The sequence below is a fragment of the Tritonibacter scottomollicae genome (genome assembly GCF_032924845.1).
Lineage (GTDB): Bacteria > Pseudomonadota > Alphaproteobacteria > Rhodobacterales > Rhodobacteraceae > Epibacterium > Epibacterium scottomollicae.
In genome coordinates this window covers 3,593,756-3,616,956 of record NZ_CP136704.1, presented here as the reverse complement: position 1 = coordinate 3,616,956, position 23,201 = coordinate 3,593,756, and the positions used below count along the sequence as shown (strand labels likewise).

21 protein-coding genes are annotated in these 23,201 nt (G+C 62.7%); 16 read left to right on the top strand and 5 right to left on the bottom strand.

What is annotated here, in order from left to right:
• The first annotated feature begins 93 nt into the window (after window positions 1–93).
• Entirely contained in the window at window positions 94–1,059 is a 966-nt protein-coding gene (bhcD, locus tag R1T40_RS17805; protein ID WP_317385078.1) for an iminosuccinate reductase BhcD, read from the top strand.
• A 69-nt stretch (window positions 1,060–1,128) separates the two neighbouring features.
• Here the strand turns inward: bhcD and R1T40_RS17800 are convergent, their stop codons facing one another.
• Window positions 1,129–2,058 (bottom strand): LysR family transcriptional regulator, encoded by a 930-nt coding sequence (locus tag R1T40_RS17800; protein WP_317385077.1) that lies wholly within the window; start codon window positions 2,056–2,058, stop codon window positions 1,129–1,131.
• Window positions 2,059–2,235: 177 nt separating this feature from the next.
• Here R1T40_RS17800 and xdhA point away from each other — a divergent pair, with 177 nt between their 5' ends.
• From xdhA to R1T40_RS17780, 4 genes are all read left to right on the top strand, one after another.
• A complete protein-coding gene (gene xdhA / locus R1T40_RS17795; RefSeq protein ID WP_317385076.1) occupies window positions 2,236–3,699 on the top strand; it encodes a xanthine dehydrogenase small subunit in 1,464 nt (487 codons plus the stop codon).
• Window positions 3,700–3,713: 14 nt separating this feature from the next.
• On the top strand, window positions 3,714–6,047 hold the full coding sequence (xdhB, locus tag R1T40_RS17790) for a xanthine dehydrogenase molybdopterin binding subunit (RefSeq protein WP_317385075.1): 2,334 nt from the start codon (window positions 3,714–3,716) through the stop codon (window positions 6,045–6,047).
• A gap of 7 nt (window positions 6,048–6,054) precedes the next feature.
• Window positions 6,055–6,906: a xanthine dehydrogenase accessory protein XdhC gene (xdhC, locus tag R1T40_RS17785; protein ID WP_317386999.1), complete on the top strand. Its 852-nt coding sequence runs from the start codon at window positions 6,055–6,057 to the stop codon at window positions 6,904–6,906.
• Between the two features lie 67 nt (window positions 6,907–6,973).
• Window positions 6,974–8,557 carry a permease family protein gene (locus R1T40_RS17780; RefSeq protein ID WP_317385074.1) on the top strand — a complete coding sequence of 528 codons (1,584 nt, stop codon included), beginning with the start codon at window positions 6,974–6,976 and terminating at the stop codon, window positions 8,555–8,557.
• 106 nt (window positions 8,558–8,663) lie between these two features.
• Here the strand turns inward: R1T40_RS17780 and R1T40_RS17775 are convergent, their stop codons facing one another.
• On the bottom strand, window positions 8,664–9,131 hold the full coding sequence (locus R1T40_RS17775) for an Lrp/AsnC family transcriptional regulator (RefSeq protein ID WP_317385073.1): 468 nt from the start codon (window positions 9,129–9,131) through the stop codon (window positions 8,664–8,666).
• Window positions 9,132–9,310: 179 nt separating this feature from the next.
• Between R1T40_RS17775 and R1T40_RS17770 the strand changes: the two genes are divergently transcribed.
• The 3 genes from R1T40_RS17770 to R1T40_RS17760 are packed head-to-tail and all read left to right on the top strand — an operon-like array spanning window position 9,311 to window position 12,268.
• Window positions 9,311–10,357 (top strand): pyridoxal-phosphate dependent enzyme, encoded by a 1,047-nt coding sequence (locus R1T40_RS17770; RefSeq protein ID WP_317385072.1) that lies wholly within the window; start codon window positions 9,311–9,313, stop codon window positions 10,355–10,357.
• The gene (locus R1T40_RS17765) at window positions 10,350–11,513 is read left to right on the top strand and encodes a M24 family metallopeptidase (protein ID WP_317385071.1); all 1,164 of its coding nucleotides are present in this window, start codon (window positions 10,350–10,352) and stop codon (window positions 11,511–11,513) included. The genes R1T40_RS17770 and R1T40_RS17765 overlap by 8 nt, the downstream gene beginning before the upstream one ends.
• A complete protein-coding gene (locus R1T40_RS17760) occupies window positions 11,513–12,268 on the top strand; it encodes a maleate cis-trans isomerase family protein (RefSeq protein WP_317385070.1) in 756 nt (251 codons plus the stop codon). The genes R1T40_RS17765 and R1T40_RS17760 overlap by 1 nt, the downstream gene beginning before the upstream one ends.
• A gap of 53 nt (window positions 12,269–12,321) precedes the next feature.
• Here R1T40_RS17760 and R1T40_RS17755 read toward each other — a convergent pair whose 3' ends face one another.
• The 3 genes from R1T40_RS17755 to R1T40_RS17745 form a co-directional block, all read right to left on the bottom strand.
• Window positions 12,322–13,425, bottom strand: a complete 1,104-nt coding sequence (locus tag R1T40_RS17755) for a M24 family metallopeptidase (protein WP_317385069.1) — start codon at window positions 13,423–13,425, stop codon at window positions 12,322–12,324.
• A 75-nt stretch (window positions 13,426–13,500) separates the two neighbouring features.
• Complete coding sequence (locus R1T40_RS17750) at window positions 13,501–15,090, bottom strand: ABC transporter substrate-binding protein (protein ID WP_317385068.1); 1,590 nt, start codon at window positions 15,088–15,090, stop codon at window positions 13,501–13,503.
• A gap of 46 nt (window positions 15,091–15,136) precedes the next feature.
• Entirely contained in the window at window positions 15,137–15,751 is a 615-nt protein-coding gene (locus tag R1T40_RS17745; protein ID WP_317385067.1) for a helix-turn-helix domain-containing protein, read from the bottom strand.
• 232 nt (window positions 15,752–15,983) lie between these two features.
• Between R1T40_RS17745 and R1T40_RS17740 the strand changes: the two genes are divergently transcribed.
• The 8 genes from R1T40_RS17740 (at window position 15,984) to R1T40_RS17705 (ending at window position 23,194) form a co-directional block, all read left to right on the top strand.
• On the top strand, window positions 15,984–17,042 hold the full coding sequence (locus R1T40_RS17740) for an ABC transporter permease (protein ID WP_317385066.1): 1,059 nt from the start codon (window positions 15,984–15,986) through the stop codon (window positions 17,040–17,042).
• A 9-nt stretch (window positions 17,043–17,051) separates the two neighbouring features.
• Entirely contained in the window at window positions 17,052–17,957 is a 906-nt protein-coding gene (locus R1T40_RS17735; protein ID WP_317385065.1) for an ABC transporter permease, read from the top strand.
• Window positions 17,954–18,811, top strand: a complete 858-nt coding sequence (locus tag R1T40_RS17730; protein ID WP_317385064.1) for an ABC transporter ATP-binding protein — start codon at window positions 17,954–17,956, stop codon at window positions 18,809–18,811. Before R1T40_RS17735 ends, R1T40_RS17730 begins: the two co-directional genes overlap by 4 nt.
• Window positions 18,808–19,557 (top strand): ABC transporter ATP-binding protein, encoded by a 750-nt coding sequence (locus R1T40_RS17725; protein ID WP_317385063.1) that lies wholly within the window; start codon window positions 18,808–18,810, stop codon window positions 19,555–19,557. Before R1T40_RS17730 ends, R1T40_RS17725 begins: the two co-directional genes overlap by 4 nt.
• A 3-nt stretch (window positions 19,558–19,560) precedes the next feature.
• Window positions 19,561–20,049 carry a GAF domain-containing protein gene (locus tag R1T40_RS17720; RefSeq protein ID WP_317385062.1) on the top strand — a complete coding sequence of 163 codons (489 nt, stop codon included), beginning with the start codon at window positions 19,561–19,563 and terminating at the stop codon, window positions 20,047–20,049.
• 539 nt (window positions 20,050–20,588) lie between these two features.
• Window positions 20,589–20,897: an OmpA family protein gene (locus R1T40_RS17715; RefSeq protein WP_317385061.1), complete on the top strand. Its 309-nt coding sequence runs from the start codon at window positions 20,589–20,591 to the stop codon at window positions 20,895–20,897.
• Window positions 20,894–21,538, top strand: coding sequence for a hypothetical protein (locus R1T40_RS17710; RefSeq protein WP_106165320.1), 645 nt, complete (start codon window positions 20,894–20,896; stop codon window positions 21,536–21,538). Before R1T40_RS17715 ends, R1T40_RS17710 begins: the two co-directional genes overlap by 4 nt.
• Before the next feature lie 21 nt (window positions 21,539–21,559).
• On the top strand, window positions 21,560–23,194 hold the full coding sequence (locus R1T40_RS17705; RefSeq protein WP_317385060.1) for a hypothetical protein: 1,635 nt from the start codon (window positions 21,560–21,562) through the stop codon (window positions 23,192–23,194).
• The last annotated feature ends 7 nt before the right edge of the window (window positions 23,195–23,201 follow it).

The following is a 23,201-nucleotide window of genomic DNA, read 5'->3' as shown; positions in this document are numbered from 1 at the left end:
GCCCGAGCCTCGATGAGTGCGTCAGCGCCCTCTCGGGGGGAGGGCCGGGCGCGGTCCGGGCGTCAGCCCGCGCCAGACGAATGGAGACACCTCATGTACATCGTTCCCGAACGGGCGATTGCCGACCTGATGACCCGCAAGGCCGCCTTTGACGCGGTGGAGCAGGTCTTTGCCGCCATGGCCGCCGGTGATGCCTACAACTTTCCGGTGGTGCGCGAGGCCATCGGCCATGAAGACGCGCTCTATGGCTTCAAGGGCGGCTTTGACCGCGCGGGCCTGACGCTGGGGCTGAAGGCCGGCGGCTACTGGCCCAACAACCTGGAAAAGCGCGGACTGATCAACCACCAGTCCACCGTCTTCCTGTTTGATCCCGACACCGGCAAGGTGCGCGCCATGGTGGGGGGCAATCTCTTGACCGCTCTGCGCACCGCTGCCGCCTCCTCGGTCTCGATCAAGCATCTCGCGCGCGAGGACGCAAAGGTGATCGGCATGATCGGCGCCGGGCATCAGGCCAAGTTCCAGCTGCGCGCCGCGCTGGAGCAACGCGAGTTTGACAAGGTGATCGGCTGGAACCTGCATCCCGACATGTTGCCGAACCTCGAAGAGGTCGCCACCGAGGCAGGCCTGCCGTTTGAGGCGGTGGAGCTGGACGGGTTGAAAGAGGCGGATGTGATTATCTCCATCACCTCGTCGTTTGATGCCATCCTCAAGGCCGATCAGGTCAGCCCCGGCACCCATATCGCCTGCATGGGCACCGACACCAAAGGCAAGCAGGAGGTCGATCCCGAACTGTTGGTGCGCGCCGATGTTTTCACCGACGAGGTGGCGCAATCCATCTCCATCGGCGAGGCGCAGCATGCGGTGGCACAGGGGCTGATTGCAGAGGCCGACGTGGCGCAGCTGGGTGCGGTCATCAACGGCGCGCATCCGGGCCGGACCTCGGCGGAGCAGATCACCCTCTTTGACGGCACCGGCGTTGGTCTTCAGGATCTGGCGGTGGCCTCCTCCGTCGTCGAACTCGCGATAAAGCAGGGCATCGCCATCGAGGTGGATTTCTGATCTCGACCCGGCGTCAAACCACCACTCACAGGAACGCCCCGCAGATTTGCGGGGCGTTTTTTGTTTACGTCAGGCCGGATCGGCGCGCGGTGCCTCAAGCCCCTGCAGGTAGGCCTGCCCCCGGCTGGTAATGAAATCCACCAACAGCCTGACTTTGGGATCCTGAAATTTCTTGTGCGGGTAAAGACAGCCGAAGGTCGCCGGGATCGGATGCGCCTCGGGCAGGATTTCCACCAGCGCGCCGCTGCGCAGTGCCTGCGCCACCTCGAACCTCGGCTTGTTGATGATGCCGCGGCCATCCAGCGCCCAGTTCAGCAGCACATCGCTGTCATCAGCGTCATATTTGCCTTTCACCTCGAACTTACGAAAGCCGGACCTGGTGTTCAGGGTCCAGTAATATTCCGGCGAGCGCGGGTAGCGCAGCAGCAGGCAATTGTGCCCCTTCATCAAATCTTCGGGCGCGTCTGGCGTGCCGAACCGCTCCAGATAGTCGGGCGCGGCGCAGAGCACCCGGTCGCAGGTGGCAATCTTGCGCATCTTCAGGCTGGAATCATGCGGGTTGCCCACGAAGAACGCCACATCGATGCCATCGGCAAGGATATCCACCTTGCGGTCCGACATCCGCATGCGCACCTCGATGTCGGGATGGGCCTCGACAAAATCCGGCACCAAGGGGGCGATGATGCGCCGCCCGGCGGCGAGTGGCGCGGTCACCCGCAGCGTGCCGCGCGGCGCACCGGAGAACTGCGCCACCACGGTTTCGGCCTCGTCCACGGCGCTCAGGATGCGCAGCGCTTCCTTGTAGAACTCGCTGCCCACCTCCGTCGGGGTCAGCGATCGGGTGGTGCGATTAAACAGCCGCACGCCCAGATGCTGCTCCAGTTCCTTGATTCGTTTGCTCGCCACCGCCGGGGTCAGACGCAGGTCGCGCCCGCCCGAGGTGATGCTGCCCAGTTCTACCACTCGGCAGAACACCCGCAGGCTCTCAAGATACGCCATTATAAGCCATTCAAAATCCTCAACACTTGCGCCGAAGCCCAGTATACACGCACGTTCGGTGCGCTTCTTTCAACGATCTGTTGAAAGTATTTCGCAAAGCCCACCATATTTAGAGGCAGTCATAAACAGTAAAGTCCCGACACTCCTGCCAGGCAGGAGATGGAATTGGGAGGGCAAATGGCTCAGCAGAACGATATCCGCTTCCTTCTGAACGGGGAGGAGAAGACCGTCACCGAGGTGAAGGCAACGCTCACGCTTCTGGATTACCTGCGTCTGGAACAGCGGTTGACCGGCACCAAGGAAGGCTGCGCCGAGGGCGACTGCGGCGCCTGCACGGTTCTGGTCGGACGTCTGCATCAGGGCCAGCTGCACTACGAGACGGTGAATGCCTGCATTCGTTTTCTGGCCTCGCTCAACGGCTGCCACATCGTCACCGTCGAACATCTTTCCGGCCCCATGGGCCGCCTGCACCCCGTGCAGCAGGCCATGGTGGAGTATCACGGCAGCCAGTGCGGCTTCTGCACGCCGGGCTTCGTGATGTCGCTCTACGCATTGTGGATGGGCAACCCTGAGCCTTCGGTACACGAGGTAGAGACCGCCATCCAAGGTAACCTCTGCCGCTGCACCGGCTATGAGCCGATCGTGCAGGCAGCAATGGCGGTGACCCAATACGGCAGCCCCGCCCATGACCATCTGACCCGCGAGCGCAACGATGTGACCGCGCGGCTGATGGCGCTGCAGCCAGAATCGCGTATCGAGACCGGCCCCGAAGACGACCGCGCCATTCTGCCGCTGGATGTGGCGGATCTGGCAAAGGTGCTGAACGAAAACCCCAAGGCCACCATCGTAGCAGGCTCAACCGATGTGGGGCTGTGGGTGACCAAATTCATGCGTCCGATCTCTCCGGTGGTCTTCATCACCCATCTTGAGGGGCTGAAGTCCATCGACCTGAATGACGATGCGCTGACCATCGGCGCCGGCGTCACCTATTCCGAAAGCGAGGCCGCGATCCGCGAGGCCTTCCCGCATCTCGGCGAATATTGGGACCGCATCGCCGGCTGGCAGGTGCGCAACATGGGCACCATCGGTGGCAATATCGCCAATGGCTCGCCGATCGGGGATACGCCGCCGGTGCTGATCTCGCTTGGTGCGGAGGTCATGCTGCAAAGTACACGCGGCACCCGCATCTTGCCGCTCGAGCATTTCTTCATCGACTATGGCAAACAGGACCGCGAGGCAGGCGATTTTGTCGCCGCCATCCGCATTCCGCGCAGCCAACCGGGCCAGATCGACGCCGCCTACAAGATCTCCAAACGCCGGGACGAGGATATCTCCTCAGTCGCCGCCGGGATCAGCGTCACCGTCAGTGATGGTATCATCACCGCCGCCCGTCTGGCGTTTGGTGGCATGGCTGCAACGCCCAAACGGGCCGCGCAGGCCGAAGCCGCGCTGATCGGACAGCCCTTCACAGCGGCAACCTTCGATGCGGCAGCAAAGGCGCTGACCCAAGATTTCACCCCGCTCAGCGATTGGCGGGCCAGCGCGGACTACCGGACCACGGTCGCGGCCAACCTGCTGCGCCGGTTCCAGCTGGAACATGACACCAATCAGGACGCGCCGGTGCGTCTGGCCATCGCGTGAGGGAGGACAGGACCATGAAAGATCTGAACACCACCGCCGAGATCAAGGGCGCCGCCCACCAGGACCTCAAGCACGACAGCGCCATCAAGCAGGTGCAGGGCCGTGCCGATTACACCGATGACATCGCCGAACCTGCGGGCACCCTGCACGCCTATCTCGGCGTGTCCACCGTGGCCCATGCCAACATCCGCGGCATGGATCTGTCCCGGGTGCGAGCCGCGCCGGGCGTGGTGGATGTGCTCACCGCCGACGACATCCCCGGCGTCAATGACGTCAGCCCCACCGGCAAGCATGACGAGCCGGTGTTTCCGACCGAAAAGGTGGAATTCCACGGCCAGCCGCTGTTTGCGGTGATCGCCGAGAGCCGCGATGCGGCCCGCCGGGCGGCGGAACTGGCCGATGTCGACTATGAGGTGCTGCCCCACGCGCTGGATGCGATTTCGGCCCGCGACGCTGGCATGCCGATGGTCACCGACCCGCTGAAACTGGAGCGCGGCGATGTGGCGGCTGGATTGGCTGAAGCACCGCACCGGCTGCAGGGTCGCGTCACTGTCGGCGGGCAGGATCACATGTATCTGGAAGGCCATATCGCCTTTGCCCTGCCGGGCGAGGATGACGATGTGGTAGTGCATTGCTCCACCCAGCACCCAAGCGAGGCGCAGCATATGGTGTCTCATGTGCTGGGCGTGCCGTCGAATGCGGTGGTGGTGAACGTGCGCCGCATGGGCGGCGGGTTTGGCGGCAAGGAAAGCCAGATGAACCTGTTCTGCGCTGTCGCAGCCCTTGGCGCCAAGAAGCTGAACCGACCCGTCAAGATCCGCCCCGACCGCGATCAGGACATGACGGCAACCGGCAAGCGGCATGACTTTGTGATCGACTATGATCTCGGCTTTGACGGTGAGGGGCGCATTCAGGCGGTGGACAGCCAGTTTGCAGCGCGCTGCGGCTATTCCTCGGACCTATCCGGCCCGGTGACGGATCGCGCGCTGTTTCATGCCGACAACGCTTATTTCTATCCTCACGTCCGCCTGACATCCTGCCCACAGAAGACAAATACAGTCTCTAACACGGCGTTTCGCGGCTTTGGCGGCCCGCAGGGCGTGGTCGCCGCAGAGCGGATGATCGAGGAAATCGCCTATGCGCTCGGTAAGGACCCGCTGGAGGTGCGCAAGGCCAATTTCTACGGCGAGATCGGCGATGGCCGCACCCTCACCCCCTATCATCAGGAGGTCGAGGACAATGTGATCGGTCGTATCGTCGAGGAGCTGGAAGAGAGCGCCGACTATCAGGCCCGCCGTGCAGAAATCATTGCCGAGAATGCCAAGGGCGGCATCATCCGTCGTGGCATCGCGCTGACGCCGGTGAAATTCGGCATCTCCTTCACCGCCACGTGGTACAATCAGGCCGGAGCGCTGATCCACATCTACAATGACGGTTCGATCCATCTGAACCACGGGGGCACCGAGATGGGTCAGGGCCTCAACACCAAGGTCGCGCAGGTGGTGGCCGAGGCGTTCCAGGTTGATTTCGACCGCATCAAGATCACCAAGACCACCACCGAAAAAGTGCCGAACACCTCTGCCACGGCGGCCTCCTCCGGGTCTGACCTGAACGGCATGGCGGCACTGGATGCCTGCGAACAGATCAAGACGCGGCTGATCAAATTCGCCGCCGAAAGCCGGGGCGTGGCCGAAAGCGCCGTCAGCTTTGGCCCCAGCCACATTCGCATCGGCGAGGAAGTGGTGGAGTTCGCCGCCTTCATCCGCGAGGCCTATATGGCGCGGGTGCACTTGTCGGCGGCGGGGTTCTACAAGACGCCCAAGATCCACTGGGACCGCGCGGCGGGCAAGGGGCGGCCGTTCTACTACTACGCCTATGGTGCGTCCTGCTCGGAGGTCGCCATCGACACGCTCACCGGGGAATACCGGGTGGAGCGCACCGACATCCTGCATGACGTGGGCCGCTCTCTGAACCCGGTGCTGGACAAGGGTCAGGTTGAAGGCGCCTTCATCCAGGGGATGGGCTGGCTCACCACCGAGGAGCTGTGGTGGGATGATGCAGGGCGCCTGCGCACCCATGCGCCTTCGACCTATAAGATCCCGCTGGCCTCGGACCGGCCGCGCAGTTTCAACGTGAAGCTCGCTGACTGGTCGGAAAACCGCGAGATGACCATCAAACGCTCCAAGGCCGTGGGCGAGCCGCCCTTCATGCTGGGGATCTCGGTGCTGGAGGCGCTGTCGATGGCTGTGGCCTCGGTGGCCGACTATCGCGAATGCCCGCGTTTGGAAACGCCAGCCACGCCCGAGCGCGTGCTGATGGCAGTCGAACGGCTGAAGGCCGGAGTGTAAGCCCATGATGCAGGCAGAGAAACTCAGACAGTATCTCGACGCCGCCGGTCCGGTGGCAAGCCTGCGGCTCACGCGGGTGCGGGGGTCGTCCCCCCGTGCCACCGGCACCGAGATGTTCGTGCGCGCCGAGGCCCTGCTCGGCACCATCGGCGGCGGCCAGCTGGAACATATCGCAATCGAGGCGGCGCGGGATTTGCTGGCCGCTGGCAACCTGTCGCACCATATGGATGTACCCTTGGGGCCGGAGATCGGCCAGTGCTGCGGCGGGCGGGTGGAGATCGCCATCACCCGCATGAGCGCCTCTGACAAATCCGCCGCAGTCGAGGCCGCGCAGGTCGAAGACGCCGCGCGTCCGGCGGTCCATATCCTTGGCGCGGGCCACGTGGGCCGCGCGCTTGCGGATCTGTTTCAGCATCTGCCGCTGCGCACGGTGCTGATCGACCAGCGACAGGACGAGCTGAACCAATCCGAAGCTTTGGTCGAGCGTCGCCTCAGCGCGATCCCCGAGATCGAGGTGATGAACGCCGCCCCCGGCAGCGCCTTCATCGTGCTGACCCATGACCACGGGCTTGATTTCCTGCTGACCTCGGCGGCGCTGCAACGCGGCGACGCGGCATATGTCGGCATGATCGGCTCGGCCACCAAGCGGGCGAAATTCGCCAGCTGGACACAAGAACACTGCGACGGGCTTTCTGTTGCAGACCTGATCTGCCCCATCGGGGCAGGCGGCAGCCGCGACAAGCGGCCTGCTGTGATCGCCGCCCTTGTGGCAGCCGAAGTGATCACCGCGCTGACCTCTGAAACTGCCGCATTTCACCCCGACTTCGGGGACGCTGTCTCGCATCTCGCGGCGCAGTGACACATCACCGGAGACACGTGGAGGGAGGAGTACCGCCCGTGCATCCGGTTGTAAAAGGGAGGTCCCCATGAGGGATGGGAGTTATAAATACTCGCTGTTTCACCGCAGCGATTTCAGCGCGTTCTGGGCGCTGTTCACCGACAATCTCGTCAACTTGATGGTGCTGGCAGGCGTCTGTCAGTTCGTCTTTCAGATGCCCGCAGAGATCGTGTACGGGCGCATCGTTCCCGGGGCAGGCGTCGCGATCCTGGCTGGCATCATTGTCTATGTAGCGCTGGCGAAACGCGCGGCGGCGCAGCACGGGCGCGACGTGACCGCCCTGCCCTACGGCATTTCGACGCCGGTGATGTTTGTCTATCTGTTTGGCGTGATCGGGCCGATCTACTGGGCAACCAATGATCCGTTAATCGCCTGGCAGGTGGGCATCGGGGCTGGCTTCATGGGCGGCATCGTCGCAGCCCTCGGCGCCCTCATCGGCCCCTGGCTGAAACGCGTGACGCCGCGCGCAGGTATGCTCGGCACGCTGTGTGGTATTGCGCTGGTATTCATCGGCACCGTCCCGCTGGCCACCGTGTTCGAGAACCCCTACGTCGGCTTTGCCTCGATGATCATTATCCTCTGGGGGCTCGTGGGACGCTTCCGCCTGCCCTACAATATCCCTGCAGGTCTGCTGGCGCTGATTGTCGGCACCCTGGTGGCGCTGGCGCTTGGCACCTCCACCATCAGCGTCGATGGCATCGGTTTCTACCCGCCGCTCCCTTACTTCGGGGATCTGATCGCGGGCATCCAGTATCTGTTTGTGAACCCGGAGCTGTTCCTGGTGCTGGTCCCTGTGCAAATCTATAATTTCATCGAGACCATGAACAACGTCGAGAGCGCTGAAAGTGCGGGCGACCATTACCCAGTGGCCACCTGCCAGATCACCGACGGGGTGGGCACCATGATCGGTGCGGTCTTCGGTTCGCCCTTCCCGACCACCGCCTATATCGGCCATCCGGCCTACAAGCGCATGGGCGCGCATGCGGGTTACATCATCGGGGTTGGCACGGTGATCCCGCTGGCGGCGATCTTCGGCCTGCTGGCCTTCCTCAACAACCTGATCCCGGTGGCTGCTGCCGCACCCGTGCTGGTCTTCGTGGCGCTGAGCCTGATCACCAATACCGCCCATTCGGTCAAGACCGAGCATATGGCGGCTGTCACCATCGCGATGATGCCGCATGTCTCTGCCTTCCTCATGGTGAAATGGGGCTCGCTCATCGGTGCGCTCGGCGCGGTTGGTGTCGCGGGCGTGCCGCAGCTGGGCGATGACGCGCTGACAGCCGCGCTGCTGCAACAGGGTGCGCATTTCAGCGGTCATCTGTCGCTGTCACAGGGAGCAATCCTGACTGGCCTGATCTGGGGCGCGATCGTCGCCAGCGTCATCGACGGCAACTTCCGCAACGCGGGGGGCTTTGCCCTGGCGGCTGCGGCTATGGCGTCGATCGGGGTGATCCATGGCGCAAGCCTTCACTGGCCCGAACTCGGCGGTGTTTCCGGCGGCTATTTGATCGCAGCTGCGTTCTTGTTCATCTACCCTCTGTTCCACAAGGACGATGATCTGTTGAACAACAACGCCGTGGTCGACGAGGTGTCCCCTCAGGCTGCCGAATAGTCAAAGCCGTTCGTCATACCCTTATGAAATGTCGGGCCATATCCTTCGGGATCTGGCCCGTTTTCATATCAGATCCTGATGCGTCAGATGATCGCTCCGACCGCGATCAGCCCGTGTCAGGCACCACCGGCATTGAGAACCCGGTCTTCACCCGGTCCATCACCGCGCTGGTGCGAAAGCGCAACACGTTCTCCTCTGCAAAGAACTGACGACGGGTGAAGTCATCGTAATCCGCCATGTCACGGGCCGAGATCATCAGGACAAAATCCGCGTTGCCGGTCACGTAATAGCATTGCATGACCTCCGGCGCCGCGCGCATCTGGGCCTTGAACCGGTCCAGATCCTCCATCCGTTCGTTCTGAAGCGTCACCTCGACGATCAGCAGCAACCCGCGCCCCACCTTATCGGGCGCAAGCACGGTGATTTCGGTTTCCACCACATCGGAAGCCCGCAGCCGCGCCAGCCGCTTGCGGCAGGCATCGGGCGACAACCCCACCCGTTGTGACAACGCCTCCGCCGTCAGCCGGGCATCGGTCTGGATCGCCTCCAGGATGAGCGCATCGAATCTGTCCATGTCAAAAGATATGTCGGAATTTCGGCTCCCGTGTAAGACAGGGAGCCACTCAAAGCCCAATTTCGGACAAGAGCTTACTACTTTTGCCGAATATCGGCCCCATGGAGGCCGAGAATTCCGGGATACGCCACCACGGGCGCGATAGACTGGCAAATATCATCAAGACAGGAGCCCGCATCATGCCCGTCACCTTTGCCAATCCGCACCGCGGTCGGGGCCTCGATCTGGACGCGCCATTTCCCTGCAGCGATGCCTCCGGGGTGATGCAGTTGCTGGGGCAGTGCCCAGCGCATGCCGAGACCGCGCTGCTGGATCTTCCGGAACTGGCCGCCCGTTGTGGCGTGGCGCAGCTCTACCTCAAGGATGAACGCAACCGCATGGGGCTGGGCAGCTTCAAGGCGCTCGGCGCGGCCCATGCCATTGCAAGGGCAGCAGCGGATCGTGTTGTGGACAGTGCCTGGCAGCAAGCGCTTGTCGGCCAGACCTACGTCACCGCCAGCGCCGGAAACCATGGCCTGTCGGTGGCAGCCGGGGCGGCGCTGTTCGGCGCGCGGGCGGTGGTCTACCTGGCCGAGACCGTGCCCGAGAGCTTTGCCGCCCGACTGCGGGCCAAAGGCGCCGAGGTGGTGCGCGAGGGCCACGACTACGAGGCCAGCATGGCTGGCGCGGAGATCGCGGCAGAGGTCAACGGCTGGACGCTGCTATCCGACAGCTCCTGGCCCGGCTATGTCGACCTGCCCTATCTGGTGATGGAGGGGTACCTACAACTGGCGCAGGAGGCCGCGACCCAAATCCCACAGCAGCCGACCCATATCCTGCTGCAAGCCGGTGTCGGGGGGCTGGCCGCCTCCGTGGCCGCCCATGCCCGCCGGACCTGGGGCGATGCACCGCAGATCATCGTGGTGGAGCCCGAATCCGCCCCAGCCCTGGTGGAGAGCATCCGCGCCGGTGCGGTGGTCGACACAGCTGGCCCCGTCTCTGCCATGGGGCGCTTGGATTGCAAGACACCCTCGATGATCGCGCTGCAAGGCCTCGCCCGCGACGCGGATCTGTTTGTCACCCTCACGGAAGAGGAGGCTGCGACTGCCGTCACCACGCTTGCGGACCATGGGCTGGCGACCACGCCCTCCGGCGCGGCCGGGATTGCCGCCTTGCTGGCGGGCTTGAACCTGCCCCCTGAGGCCCGGGTGCTTGCCATCCTCAGCGAAGGGCCGGAAGATGCCTGACACCTCGCTGATCTTTCCCGCGTCCGAATATCAGGCGCGGGTGCGGGCGCTGCAGGATGCTATGGGGCATGCAGGTCACGATGCGCTGCTGCTGACCAGCCCTGCGGATGTGTTCTATGTCACCGGCTTCCTGACCCGGTTCTGGGAAAGCCCGGCCCGCCCGTGGTTCATCGTGGTGCCCGCGACGGGTGTCCCGGTTGCGGTCATCCCCGCTATCGGCGCCGAGCTGATGCAACGCACATGGGTTACGCAGATCCGCACCTGGGACGCGCCTGACCCTGAGGATGACGGTGTCAGCCTGCTGCGGGACACGCTAGCCACACTGGTGCCCGAACACGGCTCCGTCGGCCTGCCGATGGGGCTGGAGACACACCTGCGGATGCCGCTGACAGACTATGAGCGCCTGCGCGATGGCCTTGCGCCCCGCCGGTTTGCCGATGCCACCGAGGTCGTGCAGCGGGTCCGAGAGATCAAGTCGGAGGCCGAGGTCGACAGGATCCGCAGCACTTGTGCCATCGCCGCGCGCGCCTTTGACCGGGTGCCGGAGATCGCGGGGGCTGGCCGTCCGCTCGACGCCGTGTTTCGCGATTTTCAGGCTCTATTACTGGGCGAAGGGGCCGATTGGGTCAGCTATCTGGCAGGCGGCGCCGGTCCCGAGGGCTATGGAGATGTCATCTCGCCCGCGCCTGCCCGCGCCCTCACTCAGGGCGATGTGCTGATGCTCGACACCGGCGCAGTGCGCGAGGGGTACTTCTGCGATTTCGACCGCAACTATGCTATCGGAGCGGCCTCGGATCTGGCGCGTCGCACCCATGCCGCGCTCTGGTCCGCCACCGAGGATTGCCTGCAGGCGTTGCGCCCCGGCATGTTGGCGCGGGACGCACATCATATCCTGACCGAGGCCCTTGTGCGCCACGGCGCCACGCCCGGTGGCGGTCGGTTGGGCCATGGGTTGGGGCTGACCCTGACCGAATGGCCCTCCTTCACACCGAAGGACAACACGCCGCTGCGCGCGGGCATGGTGCTGACGCTGGAACCCGGCGCGATCCTGCGCCCGGGCTGCATCATGGTGCATGAGGAAAACATCGTCCTGCGCGAGAGTTGCGCCGAACTGCTGTCGCCCCGCGCCCCTGCCGAGCTGCCGGAGATCACCTGATGGTACAGTTCCCATATGAGATCGCGGAAGACCCCCGCCCCCGCCTCGGACTGATCACTCTGCAGGTGGATGAGACCATCGAAGAGGATTTTCGTCGCATGATCCCGCAGGATAAGGCACGGCTGCATGTCACCCGCGTGCCCTCAGGCGCCGAACTAACGCCGGACACGATCGCCGCAATGGCGGATGACCTGCCCCAGTCCGCGGCGCTGCTGCCGCCCGCCGCGCGGTTTTCCGTGGTTGCCTATGGCTGCACCTCCGGCACCACGCTGATCGGCGCGGCTCAGGTGCAGGCACTGGTCGCCGCCAGCGTCACCACAGAGGCGGTCACCAATCCGCTGACCGCCGCGTTGACCGCCATCCGCGCGCTTGGCCTGTCGCGCGTCGGGATCGTATCGCCCTATATCCCGTCGGTCGCCGCCCCGATCCGCGCGGCCTTCGAGACTGCGGGGATCGCGGTGCCGGACATGATCGGATTTGGCGAGGAGATCGAGGCCCGTGTGGCCCGCATCGCACCCGCATCGATCTGCGCAGCCGCCACAGCGCTTGCGTCACAAGCTCCGCTGGATGCAGTTTTCCTCTCCTGCACCAATTTGCGAACGCTTGAGGTGATCCCAACACTCGAAGAACAGTTGGGCCTGCCGGTGCTAAGTTCCAATCAAGTCCTCGGCTGGCATATGGCAGGCCTCGCGGGCCTTGCGGTGGCGGATCTGGCTGTGCCGGGCGTTCTGGGCAAAAAAGCGGCGCAACATTAAGCTGCGCCGCCCGTTCATTCGCACTCTCCACCGGACGTGAAGGTATTGAGCCCTTAGACACGCACCATATCGCGAGGCATTTCGGAAAAGATCTCCGCGCCGTCTTCGCGCAGGATGACGATCTCCTCCAGACGGATGCCGAACTTACCCTCAAGGTAGATGCCCGGCTCGATCGAGAACACATTGCCCTCGGCCAGCACAACCTCGGAATTGGCGGCGATATAGGGCGGTTCGTGAATGTCGATCCCGAGACCATGGCCGGTGCGATGCAGGAAACGATCTCCATAGCCCGCAGCCGTGATCACATCGCGGGCGGCCTTGTCGATATCGCTTGCCACAACACCGGGCTTGGCCACCGCGAGTGCGGCCTGAACGGCCTTCTCGACAACAGCAAAAACCTCCTCGTATCCCTCTTCAGGCGTACCAAAGTAGCCGCAGCGGGTCATGTCGGACGGGTAGCCATCCAGACGGCAGCCGGTATCAATCAGCACGGCGGAGTTGCGGGTCAGCGGGGTGTCACCGGGTGTATGGTGCGGGAAAGCACCGGATGCGCCGAAACAGATCGAACAGAACTCCAATGTTGCACCGGCAGCGGCATACTCGGATTTGATAAGCTCGACGATTTCACGCTCGGTCACACCTTCACGCAGCGCCGCAAAGGCAGCCTTGACCGCCTTGTCGTTGGTCAAATGCGCGGCTTTGATCGCGTGGTATTCGCTGTCGTCCTTGGAGGCCCGCAACAGGCTCACGGTGTCATCGGCAAAACGACGACGCGGGTTGTCCAGTGCGTCCAACAGGCGCAGAGAGAAATCGGTGCGCATGGTCTCATCCAAGACCACCGACAGATTCGGGCGGGTGGCAGCGCAAGCCTCGAGCAGCTCGGCCAGGGCGGCGTCCGAGCCATCGTCATCGCGCCATGGATGGAACGGCAGGTCGGTATCTTTGCGCGCGGCGGCGGCATTCAGCGCCGGCATCAGAAAGCCCGCATAAGACTGGCTCACCAAGAGCATCACCGGGCGTTCATCGCCATGAGGATGCACACCAGACAGCCACGCCATATGGCTGGACGGACCAAGGGCAACAAGATCGGTGCCTGTCAGCTCCATACGGGCACGCAGAGCAGCGAGGCGGGCGGCGGTCAGCGGGAATTCGGTCATCAAGGGCTCCGGGGAATGAGGGGGGAGATATGGAATTCGGGCCGCCGGTGACACGGCAGCCCGAAAAGGTTCAGATTATTCTTTTTCCACCAGACGGTAGAAAACGAAGTCAGAGGTTGCGCCGTTCACGTAGCCGGACACCCCTTCGTTCATGGCAACCTGATAGGCCGCCTGGAACATGATCACGATGGGAGACTCTGTCTGCACGTCTTTTTGCAGCTCGCGGTACATGTCGAGACGGGCATCCGCGTCGCTTTCCGACAGCGCTGCCATGGTCCGCTTGTTCATCTCTTCCGGCACGGCCCATGCATTGCGCCATGTGGTGGTCGCTGCATAATTGTCGTCAGAGTTGTCGGAGTTATAGGCGAAGGCCTTGGCGTTGGAATGCGGATCCATGAAGTCCGGGCCCCAATACAGCAGCATCGCCTCATGGCTGCGCTCACGGTATTTGGTGATCACCTGGCTGCCGGTGCCGGGCAGGATCTCAAAGTTGATGCCCGCATCGGCAAAGCTCGCTTGCAGCGACTGCGCCATATCGGTGAAGGGCGCGGCGTTGATCACATCCAGCGACACGGTGATCGGAGTCTCGATACCGGCCTCGGACAGGATGCTCTTGGCCTTTTCCGGGTCATAAGAGAACGGGGTCTCATCATAAGAACCGGGGAAGCCTTTGGGCCAAAACGCCTGATGCACGTCCATCTGACCTTTGATGATCGTGTCGGTCATGCCTTTGTAGTCGACCAGATAACGTGCCGCTTCCCAAACAGCGGGGGGCGTCAGGCTCTCGGTTTTCTGGTTGAACGACAGGAAGTGGACAGCCGCCTGCGGGAAGGTGTCGACCTTGATCTCGCCACTGTCGAGCGAGGCCACCTGATCCGGCGTCATGTTGCGGGCCAGATCCACGTCGCCTTGCTCCAGCAACAGTTGCTGAGTGGCGCTTTCGGCCACATGGCGGATGATCACGCTGTCGATCTTGGGCGCGCCGTTGAAATAGGTCGGGTTCGCCTGCATGCGCACCATCTGACCGGCCGCATAGCGCTGCAGCGTGAAGGGACCGGAACCGGCTGCATTGGCGTTGAGCCACGCATTGCCCATGTCGCCGTCAACTTCGTTCTCCTGCACCAGCTTGCTGTCAACGATGGATGCGGGACGTGCAGCCAAGACGTTCAACACAAACGCCGGGGAGAAGTCGCCCGCGTATTTCACGGTCACCGTGTTGCCGTCACCGGTGACCATTTCACCGATGTTGTCCGCGTTCCAGCCCAGCTGGGTCAGGATGAACGCCGGGGTCAGGTTCAGCTTGATGACGCGGGAGAAGGAATAGACCACATCCTCTGCGGTCACTGGGTTGCCGGAGGCAAACGTCGCGCCCTCCCGCAGGGTGAAGGTGATGGTCTTTGCGTCAGGGTCGGTGACCCACTCCGAGGCCAGACCTGCCGCCAGAACGGTGGTGTCTTCTGCATCGTATTGAACCAGCCGGTCATAGAGGTTGGTGACCAGCTCGCCAGAGGTGAACTCATAGGCCTGTGCCGGATCGATGGCGACGATATCGTCGATGTTTTGTGCCACGACCAGCACGCCCTCGGGCGTCTCGGCCAGCACAGCCGGCGCTGCAAGCGGCAAAAGCAGCGCGCTGGCCAGCAGTGTTGTCTTCAGGTGTTTCACGGGAGGTCTCCTTGTTGGGTTGAACTTCTAATCTGTCTGTCGCGGTTTACGCGTTCTGCTTGTGGGACAGTTCCGGTAGCTCGATGGCGCCTTTGCGATTGAGAACTGTCAGCGTCCCGGTCCAGAGGATGCGGGCCGTGCGGTCGGTCGGGTTGGTCCATGCGTGCGGGGTGTTGCCGCTGTAGTGCAGGCTGTCGCCCGAGGTCATGGCAAAGGTCTGGCCGTCCAATGTCTGCTGGATCTCGCCCTCAAGGACAAAGATGATCTCTTCGCCCTCATGGCTCACGGTTTCCGAGACATAGGCGGGCGGTATATGCAGGATATAGGACGACATCTCAGAGCCGGGAAAATCCGCGCCCAGCGCCTCGTAGCGCAGCGAGGAATCATCCAGCGCAAAGAGCGGGCGGGTGCCGGCGCGCGTCAGGCCGTCAGAGGGCTTGGACGCCGAAATGAAATAGTCCAGCCCCACGTTAAGCGCCGCTGAGATCTGCGCCAGCGTGCCGAGCGACGGCGTTGCATTGTCGCGTTCCACCTGACTGAGATATCCGACCGAGACGCCGGATTTGTCACACAGCGCCTGCAAGGTCAGCTTCAGTTGCTTGCGGCGTTTGCGGATCGCTGGGCCGACACTGGGCTCTTGTAGTGTTTTTTCACGCGGCATTTTTGCTCTTCACACTTTGGGGTGGACCTGCGCCTGAAGCACCAGACCGGGTCACATTCCTGGATGTTCTCTCCATCAGGTTACAAAAAAAATTTTTGTCAGGCAAAAAAATTTTTGCACATTTCGAAAATTGTTTTATGCCTGATGCACCAACCACCGCGTCCGGGACCTCCCCGACGCAGAGTTTTCACGATGCCAGATCTCCCGCGCGCCGGGGGTTTTGGGAGGAGAAATGGGGACCAGACCCTTGAATACAGCCGCGCCTTCGCACGCTGCGCTGAGGAAAACCGCCGGGGCAATCGGTGGGTTTATCATCGTCACGCTCCTGACCTTTGTCGGGTTGATGGCGATCACCTTCTTCATCGGCCGCGTGATTCCGATCGACCCGGTTCTGTCCGTGGTCGGCGACCGTGCCACTCAGGAACAATATGATGCGGTCCGCATTGCCATGGGCCTCGACCGACCGCTGATCGCACAGTTCATCACCTATGTCGGCGATGTCTTTCAGGGTGATCTGGGCCATTCGGTGTCCACCAACCGACCCGTCGCCGAAGACCTGGCGCGCGTCTTCCCGGCCACGCTGGAGATGGCGACCCTTGGCATTATCATCGGCGTCGGAATGGGGGTTCCACTGGGTGTCTGGGCCGCAGCAAGGCAGGGCACATGGGTGGATCAGCTGATCCGCGTCTTTGCGCTGCTTGGCTATTCGGTTCCCGCCTTCTGGCTCGGTCTTGTGGGTCTGGTCGTGTTCTACGCAGGCCTTGGCTGGGTCGGCGGTCCCGGGCGTGTCGATATCTTCTATGAAGGTTTGGTAGAGCCACGCACTGGCCTGCTGCTGGTCGATTCCCTGATTGCCGGCGACTTCGACGTGTTCTGGAGCGCGCTGGATCACCTGATCCTGCCTGCCACCATCCTTGGCTTCTTCTCGCTGGCCTATATCGCGCGGATGACGCGCAGCTTCATGCTGGATCAGCTCGGCCAAGAATACATCACCACCGCCCGTGTCAAAGGGGTTGCGGAATGGCGGGTGATCTGGACCCACGGCTTCCGCCCGATCCGAGTGCCGCTGATCACCGTGATCGGCCTCTCCTATGCCGCCTTGCTGGAAGGCTCGGTGATGATCGAGACGGTCTTTAGCTGGCCCGGTATCGGCAACTATCTGACTGTGGCGCTGCTCAATGCCGACATGAACGCCGTCCTTGGCGCCACACTGGTGATCGGGTCGGTCTTCATTCTCATCAACAAGCTGTCGGATGTGCTGTACCGCATTCTCGACCCGCGCAGCCGATAGGAGGGTACCATGACAACGATGACAAACTGGCTGCTCGACGACTCCCCCAGCTCCCGCCTGCAGGCCTCCTTGGGTCACAGCTACCGTGTTACGCGGATGTTGATGCGCAATCCGCTGGCCGTTGTGGGCGCACTGATCCTCTTGGTCCTGATCCTTGCGGCCATCTTTGCGCCGTGGATCGCGCCGCATAGTCCGATGGGACAAAACCTCGGTCAACGCCTGCTGCCGCCTTCCGCCGCGCACTGGATGGGCACCGATGAACTGGGTCGTGATATTTTCAGCCGGGTGATCTACGGCGCGCGCATTACCTTGCTGATCGTCGCAATGGTGGCGGTGATCTCCGCCCCACTTGGCCTGTTGATCGGCGCCATTTCCGGGTACTTTGGCGGTTGGGTGGACAAGGCGATGATGGGCGTGACGGATGTGTTCCTGTCGATGCCAAAGCTGATCCTGGCGCTGGCCTTTGTCGCCGCGCTTGGACCGGGGATCGAAAACGCAATCATCGCCATCGCCATCACCTCCTGGCCGGCCTACGCGCGGATCGCACGCGCCGAGACGCTGACCTTCCGCAACTCGGAATTCATCTCGGCCATGCGCCTGCTTGGCGCCTCGCATACACGGATCATCACCGGCCATGTTCTGCCACTGTGTACCTCGTCGATGATCGTGCGGGTCACGCTAGACATGGCGGGCATCATCCTGACCGCCGCTGGTCTGGGCTTCCTTGGCCTTGGCGCACAGCCGCCGCTGCCGGAATGGGGCGCGATGATCTCGCGCGGGCGGGCCTTTATCCTCGATCAGTGGTGGGTCGCCACCATGCCCGGCTTTGCCATCATCATCGTCTCGCTCGGTTTCTGTTTCCTGGGCGACGGTCTGCGCGATGTGCTGGACCCCAAACAGGGAGGCAAATCATGAGCCATTCTCACCAATCAGAACGGGCTCCTCTCTTGGAACTGGAAAACCTGCGCGTCAGCTTTCCCACGCCACAAGGGCGCGTCGAGGTGGTCAAGGGCCTGTCCTTCACCCTGGGTCGCGAACGGCTCGGCATCGTCGGCGAAAGCGGGTCGGGCAAATCGATGACCGGCCGCGCGATCCTGCGACTGGTGCGCAGCCCGGGCCGTCAGCAAGCCGACAGGATGGTGTTTGACGGGATCGACCTGGCAGGGCTGTCGGAACGCAAGATGCGCGACCTGCGCGGCGCGCGGATCTCGATGATCATGCAAGACCCGAAGTTCTCGCTCAATCCGGTAATGACCATCGGCGCGCAGATTGCCGAGGCGCTCAAGACTCACGAGAAACTTGCCCGCAGCGAGGTCAAATCCCGCGTGCTGGAGATGCTGCATTCCGTGCGCATCAATGATCCTGAACGTGTGGTGAACCTTTACCCGCATGAGGTTTCGGGCGGTATGGGCCAGCGCATCATGATCGCCATGATGCTGATCCCGCGCCCGGATCTGCTGATCGCGGATGAGCCGACCTCAGCGCTGGACGTCTCGGTGCAAGCGCAGGTTCTGGACCTCATCGACGAGCTGGTGCGGGACAAGGGCATGGGGCTGATCCTGATCTCGCACGACCTCAATCTTGTGGCGCGCTACTGCGACCGCATCCTCGTGATGCATGCAGGCGAAGTGGTCGAAAGCTGCGCGGCCGAAGATCTGCACAAGGCCACGCACCCTTATACCCAAGGCCTGCTGGCGGCGGTGCCACGGATGGAAGAAACGCGCGAGGAACTCCCCGTCCTCGACCGCAGCGCATGGAGCGGCACATGAGCGCGATCATTTTGAAAGATCTCGACATTTCCTATGGCCACACAAAGGTGGTTGAGGGCGTGAACATTGAGGTCGCCGAGGGCGAGAGCTTTGCTCTGGTCGGTGAAAGCGGATCAGGGAAATCCACGATCCTCAAGGCCATCGCAGGCCTTGCCCCGGATTGGAGCGGCGAAATCTCGGTACTGGGACAGCCCCGCGGGCGGACTGTCGATCAGGGCTTTGCCACCCGTTGCCAGATGGTGTTTCAAGACCCTTATGGATCGCTCCATCCGCGCAAATCCGTGGACACAGTGCTGAGCGAGCCGCTCAAGATCCATGGACTTGGCAATCGCGATGCCCGCGTGATTGAGATGCTCGCTGCCGTGGGCCTCGATCAGCGGTTTCGGTTTCGCTATCCGCACCAACTTTCGGGCGGGCAGCGCCAGCGGGTCGCCATTGCGCGCGCCCTGATGTTGGAGCCTAAGGTGATGCTGTTGGATGAACCCACATCGGCGCTGGATGTCTCAGTACAGGCGGAAATTCTGAACCTACTGAAGAAGCTGCGCCGCGAGCAGGGGCTGACCTATCTGATGGTGACTCACAACCTACCTGTCGTCAGCTTCATGTGCGACCGCATGGCCGTGATGAACAAGGGCCGCATCGTCGAGATTGCGCCCGCAACAGCGCTGCACGATGGCAGCTTCACCGACCCTTACACCCAATCCCTTTACGCCGCATCGGGCGGCAATCCAGACCGCAAGGACTAAGACATGACGGATACAAACACGGCGCGCCAGGATTTTGAAAAAGCGCTGTCAGAGGCCACCACAGAAGAACAGGCCTATGATGCGCTTTGCGCGCTGACCAAGGCCACAGTGGGCGCAAAGCTGTTCACTGTAATGACCGCGGATATCGACGCCATGCTCGCCCGTCGCGTCTACACGGATGATGCGGAAAACTACCCCACAACGGGCACCAAGGAAATCGAGATGAACCGCTGGTTCGAGCAGGTTCATGGCCGTCACGAGACCTTTGTCTCCAACACGCTGGCCGATATCGACACTGTATTCCCTGACGCGGAGCTGATCGGCAAACTCGGCTGTGGGTCCGTGATCAACCTGCCGGTGATCCTTGGGGGCAAGATGGTCGCCACGGTCAATTTCCTGCACGAAGAAGGCTACTACACCCCCGAGCGCGTCGCACAGGCGCATGACGTCCTGACACTGCCGTCCATGGCGGCCCTGTCGATCACAAAGTGATCCCTTGAACGGATGAGGTGGCGTGATTTTCACGCGCCACCTCTCCTTTCGGCGGAATTGTTCCCCGGAACGCGCTCTGCTGAAGAGCAGACACCTCCCCACCCAATCACATCCGTCCAGACGCGAATGAACTGCGCACTCTTGCTTAGGCTTATCCCTTTGTGGTTGAACGTCTCTGTGAACCAATCAGCCTCATAACCTCGGTCGCCATGCAGCCAGTCGAGATTCGACAGGCCGATCAGCCGCGCCCGCGCTGCGTTATTGGACGCGAGAGACTTTGACGGTTGACAGAGCCTTTGCGAAACATGCCTTCTTCGGTCGCGGAGAAGTTGCATATTGATTGCAGGAGAAACCAAGTTATGCGCCTCGACAACCGATCAATCCGACGACGGAAGGGGGTCGGATTGGGTCTGCTTACGCTCGTCACAGTGTTTATTGCACTCAGCGCGGCCGGGCTTGTCTGGCCCCGCGCAGATGGACCAGAGGTTGTTGTCGTCGATTTCGACGTAGGCGCGCGGCCGGCCGCTGGATCTGACGCCATGATCGCGGTCGCTATCAATTCGCTTCTGGATCACCCGACCACAGTTGCCTTGATCACCGGTCACACTGGCGCGGACGGCGATGCACAGGCCAACCTTGCCCTGTCACGTAGCCGGGCTGATGTGGTCGCCACGGCCCTCGCCGATGCCGGGGTGCCGGCAGACCGGATCATCAGCCGGGGCGCGGGCGGCGCTGCCCCTCCCGATCCGCGCGAAGGCGAGAGCGCGGCCTCACTGTCCAAGCGGACACGCCGGGCCGAAGTGCGCATTGTAGAGCGGCGCCTCCTTGGGGCACTGGGTGACGGATGATCGCGGCGGCACTCCATATCATTCCGGGTATCTTGGGCGCACTGACGGCCCTCTCCATCTATCTGCAGTTTAACCTTGCCAGCTGGCCACGAGAGGCCGAAGCCGCCTGCGCAATCGCGGCGGGCTGGCTGACCTTCGCCGTGGTGAACTGGGCCGTAGAGCAGATCCTGCGCCCAGAATCGCAGGCCGAGAACATGTTGGCGGACGCCGGAGTGGACAATGACTACAGCGCACTGCGCGCCGCGCAGTCCGTGCAGGAGGCACAGGCACGGTTCGCACGCATGCAGGTGGCAGGGGCCCGACGCCGCGAAGCCCTGAAGACCGCTTTGAGCGACTGCGAAGCGCGGTTCGAGGCGCTTTTTGCCGATATGCTTTCCTCGGTGGAGACCGCCCGCCGCGCCGATACCCTGCTGCGTCGCACCCTGCCCCGTGTCGAATCCGCCTTCATCGACTATTGTGCCTTCGCAGACAGAGGAGATGGGCTGGTGGACTCCGCTGATACCCGCGCGCGCCTGATTGCCGCCCTACAGGATGCATCGGACGCAGCTCTGCGCGCACAGAAGTCCATTATCCAGACCTCGGCAGAGGAGGCGGAGGTCTCCCTACAGGTGCTGGAAAGCACACTGACACATTCACGCTGACGCGACTTAAAGGACGCTTTTATGAGACCTATTTTATTCGTTGTTCCGGCCTTGGCGTCGCTTCTGGCGACAGGAGCGGTTGCACAGGATCTGGCGGTGCGCGATTGCCGCGCAGACAGTGCCAGCATCCTGCCCATGGTTCCGGCCGGGCATGACGCGATCACCGCACATGCCACGGACGATCTGCTTGGCCCCAGCATTTTTCAACGTCACTCCACCACCCGCGATGGCGTCGACTTCACGATCGAGACCCGCCGGTTCGATGATTATGACGCGCAGCTGCCCGCCTACCTCGGCTGCGAGACGCCGTATATGCGTGTCACCCATGCGCAGATGACGCTTCTGGCCGAACAAACCGAGGCGCAGGACAAGACGCGCATGGTGCCGGTGTTCTTCTACGGCTGGTCGAACGGCGCAGACGCGCTGGTCGCGCGCGATTTTGATGCGCTGAGCGACCTGTCCGGACGCGCCGTGGCGACGACACCCGCCCGTCTGGATTTTGCTCTGCAACTGGCACTGGATGCGGAAACCATGCCCGACATCCGGTTGGTCGATACCCCCGCCGAGAGCTTTGCGCAGGACGCAGGGTTGCCCTTTGCCATCATGTCAACGCCGCGCGCCGAAGTACTGACCGCTGGCGGCGTCGGCACCGGGGCCGAAGGCTCCGTCGCCGGGGCACAACAATTGGTCACAACCACCTCGGCCAACCGGGTGATCGGCGATTTGCTGGTCGTACGCTCCGATTATCTTGAACAGAACAGTGACAAGGTCCGGGCCACCGTTCGGGCCCTTCTGAAGGCCGAAGAACTGTTCCGCGAGGACGCAAAGAAACAAGTGGTCGACTTTCAACGCGCCGCGGAAATGGTGCTGGGCGACGCCGCCCTTGAGGACGAGATGCAGACCCTTTGGCGCGGTGTTGAAACCGTCGGCCTGAACGGTCAGGTCGACTGGTCCACAGCCTCTGCGCCGCGTTCGTTCCGGTCGGTGGTCAACTCCGGCCAGACCGCCATGGTCAAGGCCGGCCTCATTCCCAGCGCGGTCGCGTTGACTGATCCGCCGCTGGATTACGCGACCCTTGGCGACAACATCTGGGACAAGCGCCGCGTCAAAGCCTCTGGTTTCGACCAGGATGCCGCCACCGCCGCGATCAAGGCCATGAGCAATGATGACATCGCGGAATCCACTATCGCTGCCGTCACGATCCTGTTCGAGCCCAACCAGGCTCAATTCCCCATCGAGGACTATCGCACCGCTTTCGAGGAAGCCCTCGATAAATCGCAGATCTACGCCGGTGCAATTCTGAGCATCGAAGCGCATTCCTCCTACCTTGGCTACCTCAAGGGGGTGCTGAAACAGGACTGGCCGCCGACCCGGCAAAAGCGCGAGCTGGCCTCGTTGCGCAACACGTCCACGGCGCGCGCGCTCGCAGTACGCGATGCGCTGGTCGAGACCGCCGCGACGCTGGGCTATGACATCGACAACAGCCAGATCACAATCAACGGCCGCGGCATCGAAGATCCGCTCGGCGGGTTCTGCAACGATCTGCCCTGTCCGCCCAAGACCGAGGAAGAATGGCAGAACTCTCGCCGGGTCGTGTTCCGGGTGATTGGCATGGAATCCGAGGCGGAGGTCTTTACCCCGCTGAACGAGTGGTGAGGCAGCC

Coding starts and splice junctions, on each gene's coding strand:
- bhcD (WP_317385078.1), top strand. CDS start 94: ATGTACATCGTTCCCGAACGGGCGATTGCCGACCTGATGACCCGCAAG.
- R1T40_RS17800 (WP_317385077.1), bottom strand. CDS start 2,058: ATGGCGTATCTTGAGAGCCTGCGGGTGTTCTGCCGAGTGGTAGAACTG.
- xdhA (WP_317385076.1), top strand. CDS start 2,236: ATGGCTCAGCAGAACGATATCCGCTTCCTTCTGAACGGGGAGGAGAAG.
- xdhB (WP_317385075.1), top strand. CDS start 3,714: ATGAAAGATCTGAACACCACCGCCGAGATCAAGGGCGCCGCCCACCAG.
- xdhC (WP_317386999.1), top strand. CDS start 6,055: ATGCAGGCAGAGAAACTCAGACAGTATCTCGACGCCGCCGGTCCGGTG.
- R1T40_RS17780 (WP_317385074.1), top strand. CDS start 6,974: ATGAGGGATGGGAGTTATAAATACTCGCTGTTTCACCGCAGCGATTTC.
- R1T40_RS17775 (WP_317385073.1), bottom strand. CDS start 9,131: ATGGACAGATTCGATGCGCTCATCCTGGAGGCGATCCAGACCGATGCC.
- R1T40_RS17770 (WP_317385072.1), top strand. CDS start 9,311: ATGCCCGTCACCTTTGCCAATCCGCACCGCGGTCGGGGCCTCGATCTG.
- R1T40_RS17765 (WP_317385071.1), top strand. CDS start 10,350: ATGCCTGACACCTCGCTGATCTTTCCCGCGTCCGAATATCAGGCGCGG.
- R1T40_RS17760 (WP_317385070.1), top strand. CDS start 11,513: ATGGTACAGTTCCCATATGAGATCGCGGAAGACCCCCGCCCCCGCCTC.
- R1T40_RS17755 (WP_317385069.1), bottom strand. CDS start 13,425: ATGACCGAATTCCCGCTGACCGCCGCCCGCCTCGCTGCTCTGCGTGCC.
- R1T40_RS17745 (WP_317385067.1), bottom strand. CDS start 15,751: ATGCCGCGTGAAAAAACACTACAAGAGCCCAGTGTCGGCCCAGCGATC.
- R1T40_RS17740 (WP_317385066.1), top strand. CDS start 15,984: ATGGGGACCAGACCCTTGAATACAGCCGCGCCTTCGCACGCTGCGCTG.
- R1T40_RS17735 (WP_317385065.1), top strand. CDS start 17,052: ATGACAACGATGACAAACTGGCTGCTCGACGACTCCCCCAGCTCCCGC.
- R1T40_RS17730 (WP_317385064.1), top strand. CDS start 17,954: ATGAGCCATTCTCACCAATCAGAACGGGCTCCTCTCTTGGAACTGGAA.
- R1T40_RS17725 (WP_317385063.1), top strand. CDS start 18,808: ATGAGCGCGATCATTTTGAAAGATCTCGACATTTCCTATGGCCACACA.
- R1T40_RS17720 (WP_317385062.1), top strand. CDS start 19,561: ATGACGGATACAAACACGGCGCGCCAGGATTTTGAAAAAGCGCTGTCA.
- R1T40_RS17715 (WP_317385061.1), top strand. CDS start 20,589: ATGATCGCGGTCGCTATCAATTCGCTTCTGGATCACCCGACCACAGTT.
- R1T40_RS17710 (WP_106165320.1), top strand. CDS start 20,894: ATGATCGCGGCGGCACTCCATATCATTCCGGGTATCTTGGGCGCACTG.
- R1T40_RS17705 (WP_317385060.1), top strand. CDS start 21,560: ATGAGACCTATTTTATTCGTTGTTCCGGCCTTGGCGTCGCTTCTGGCG.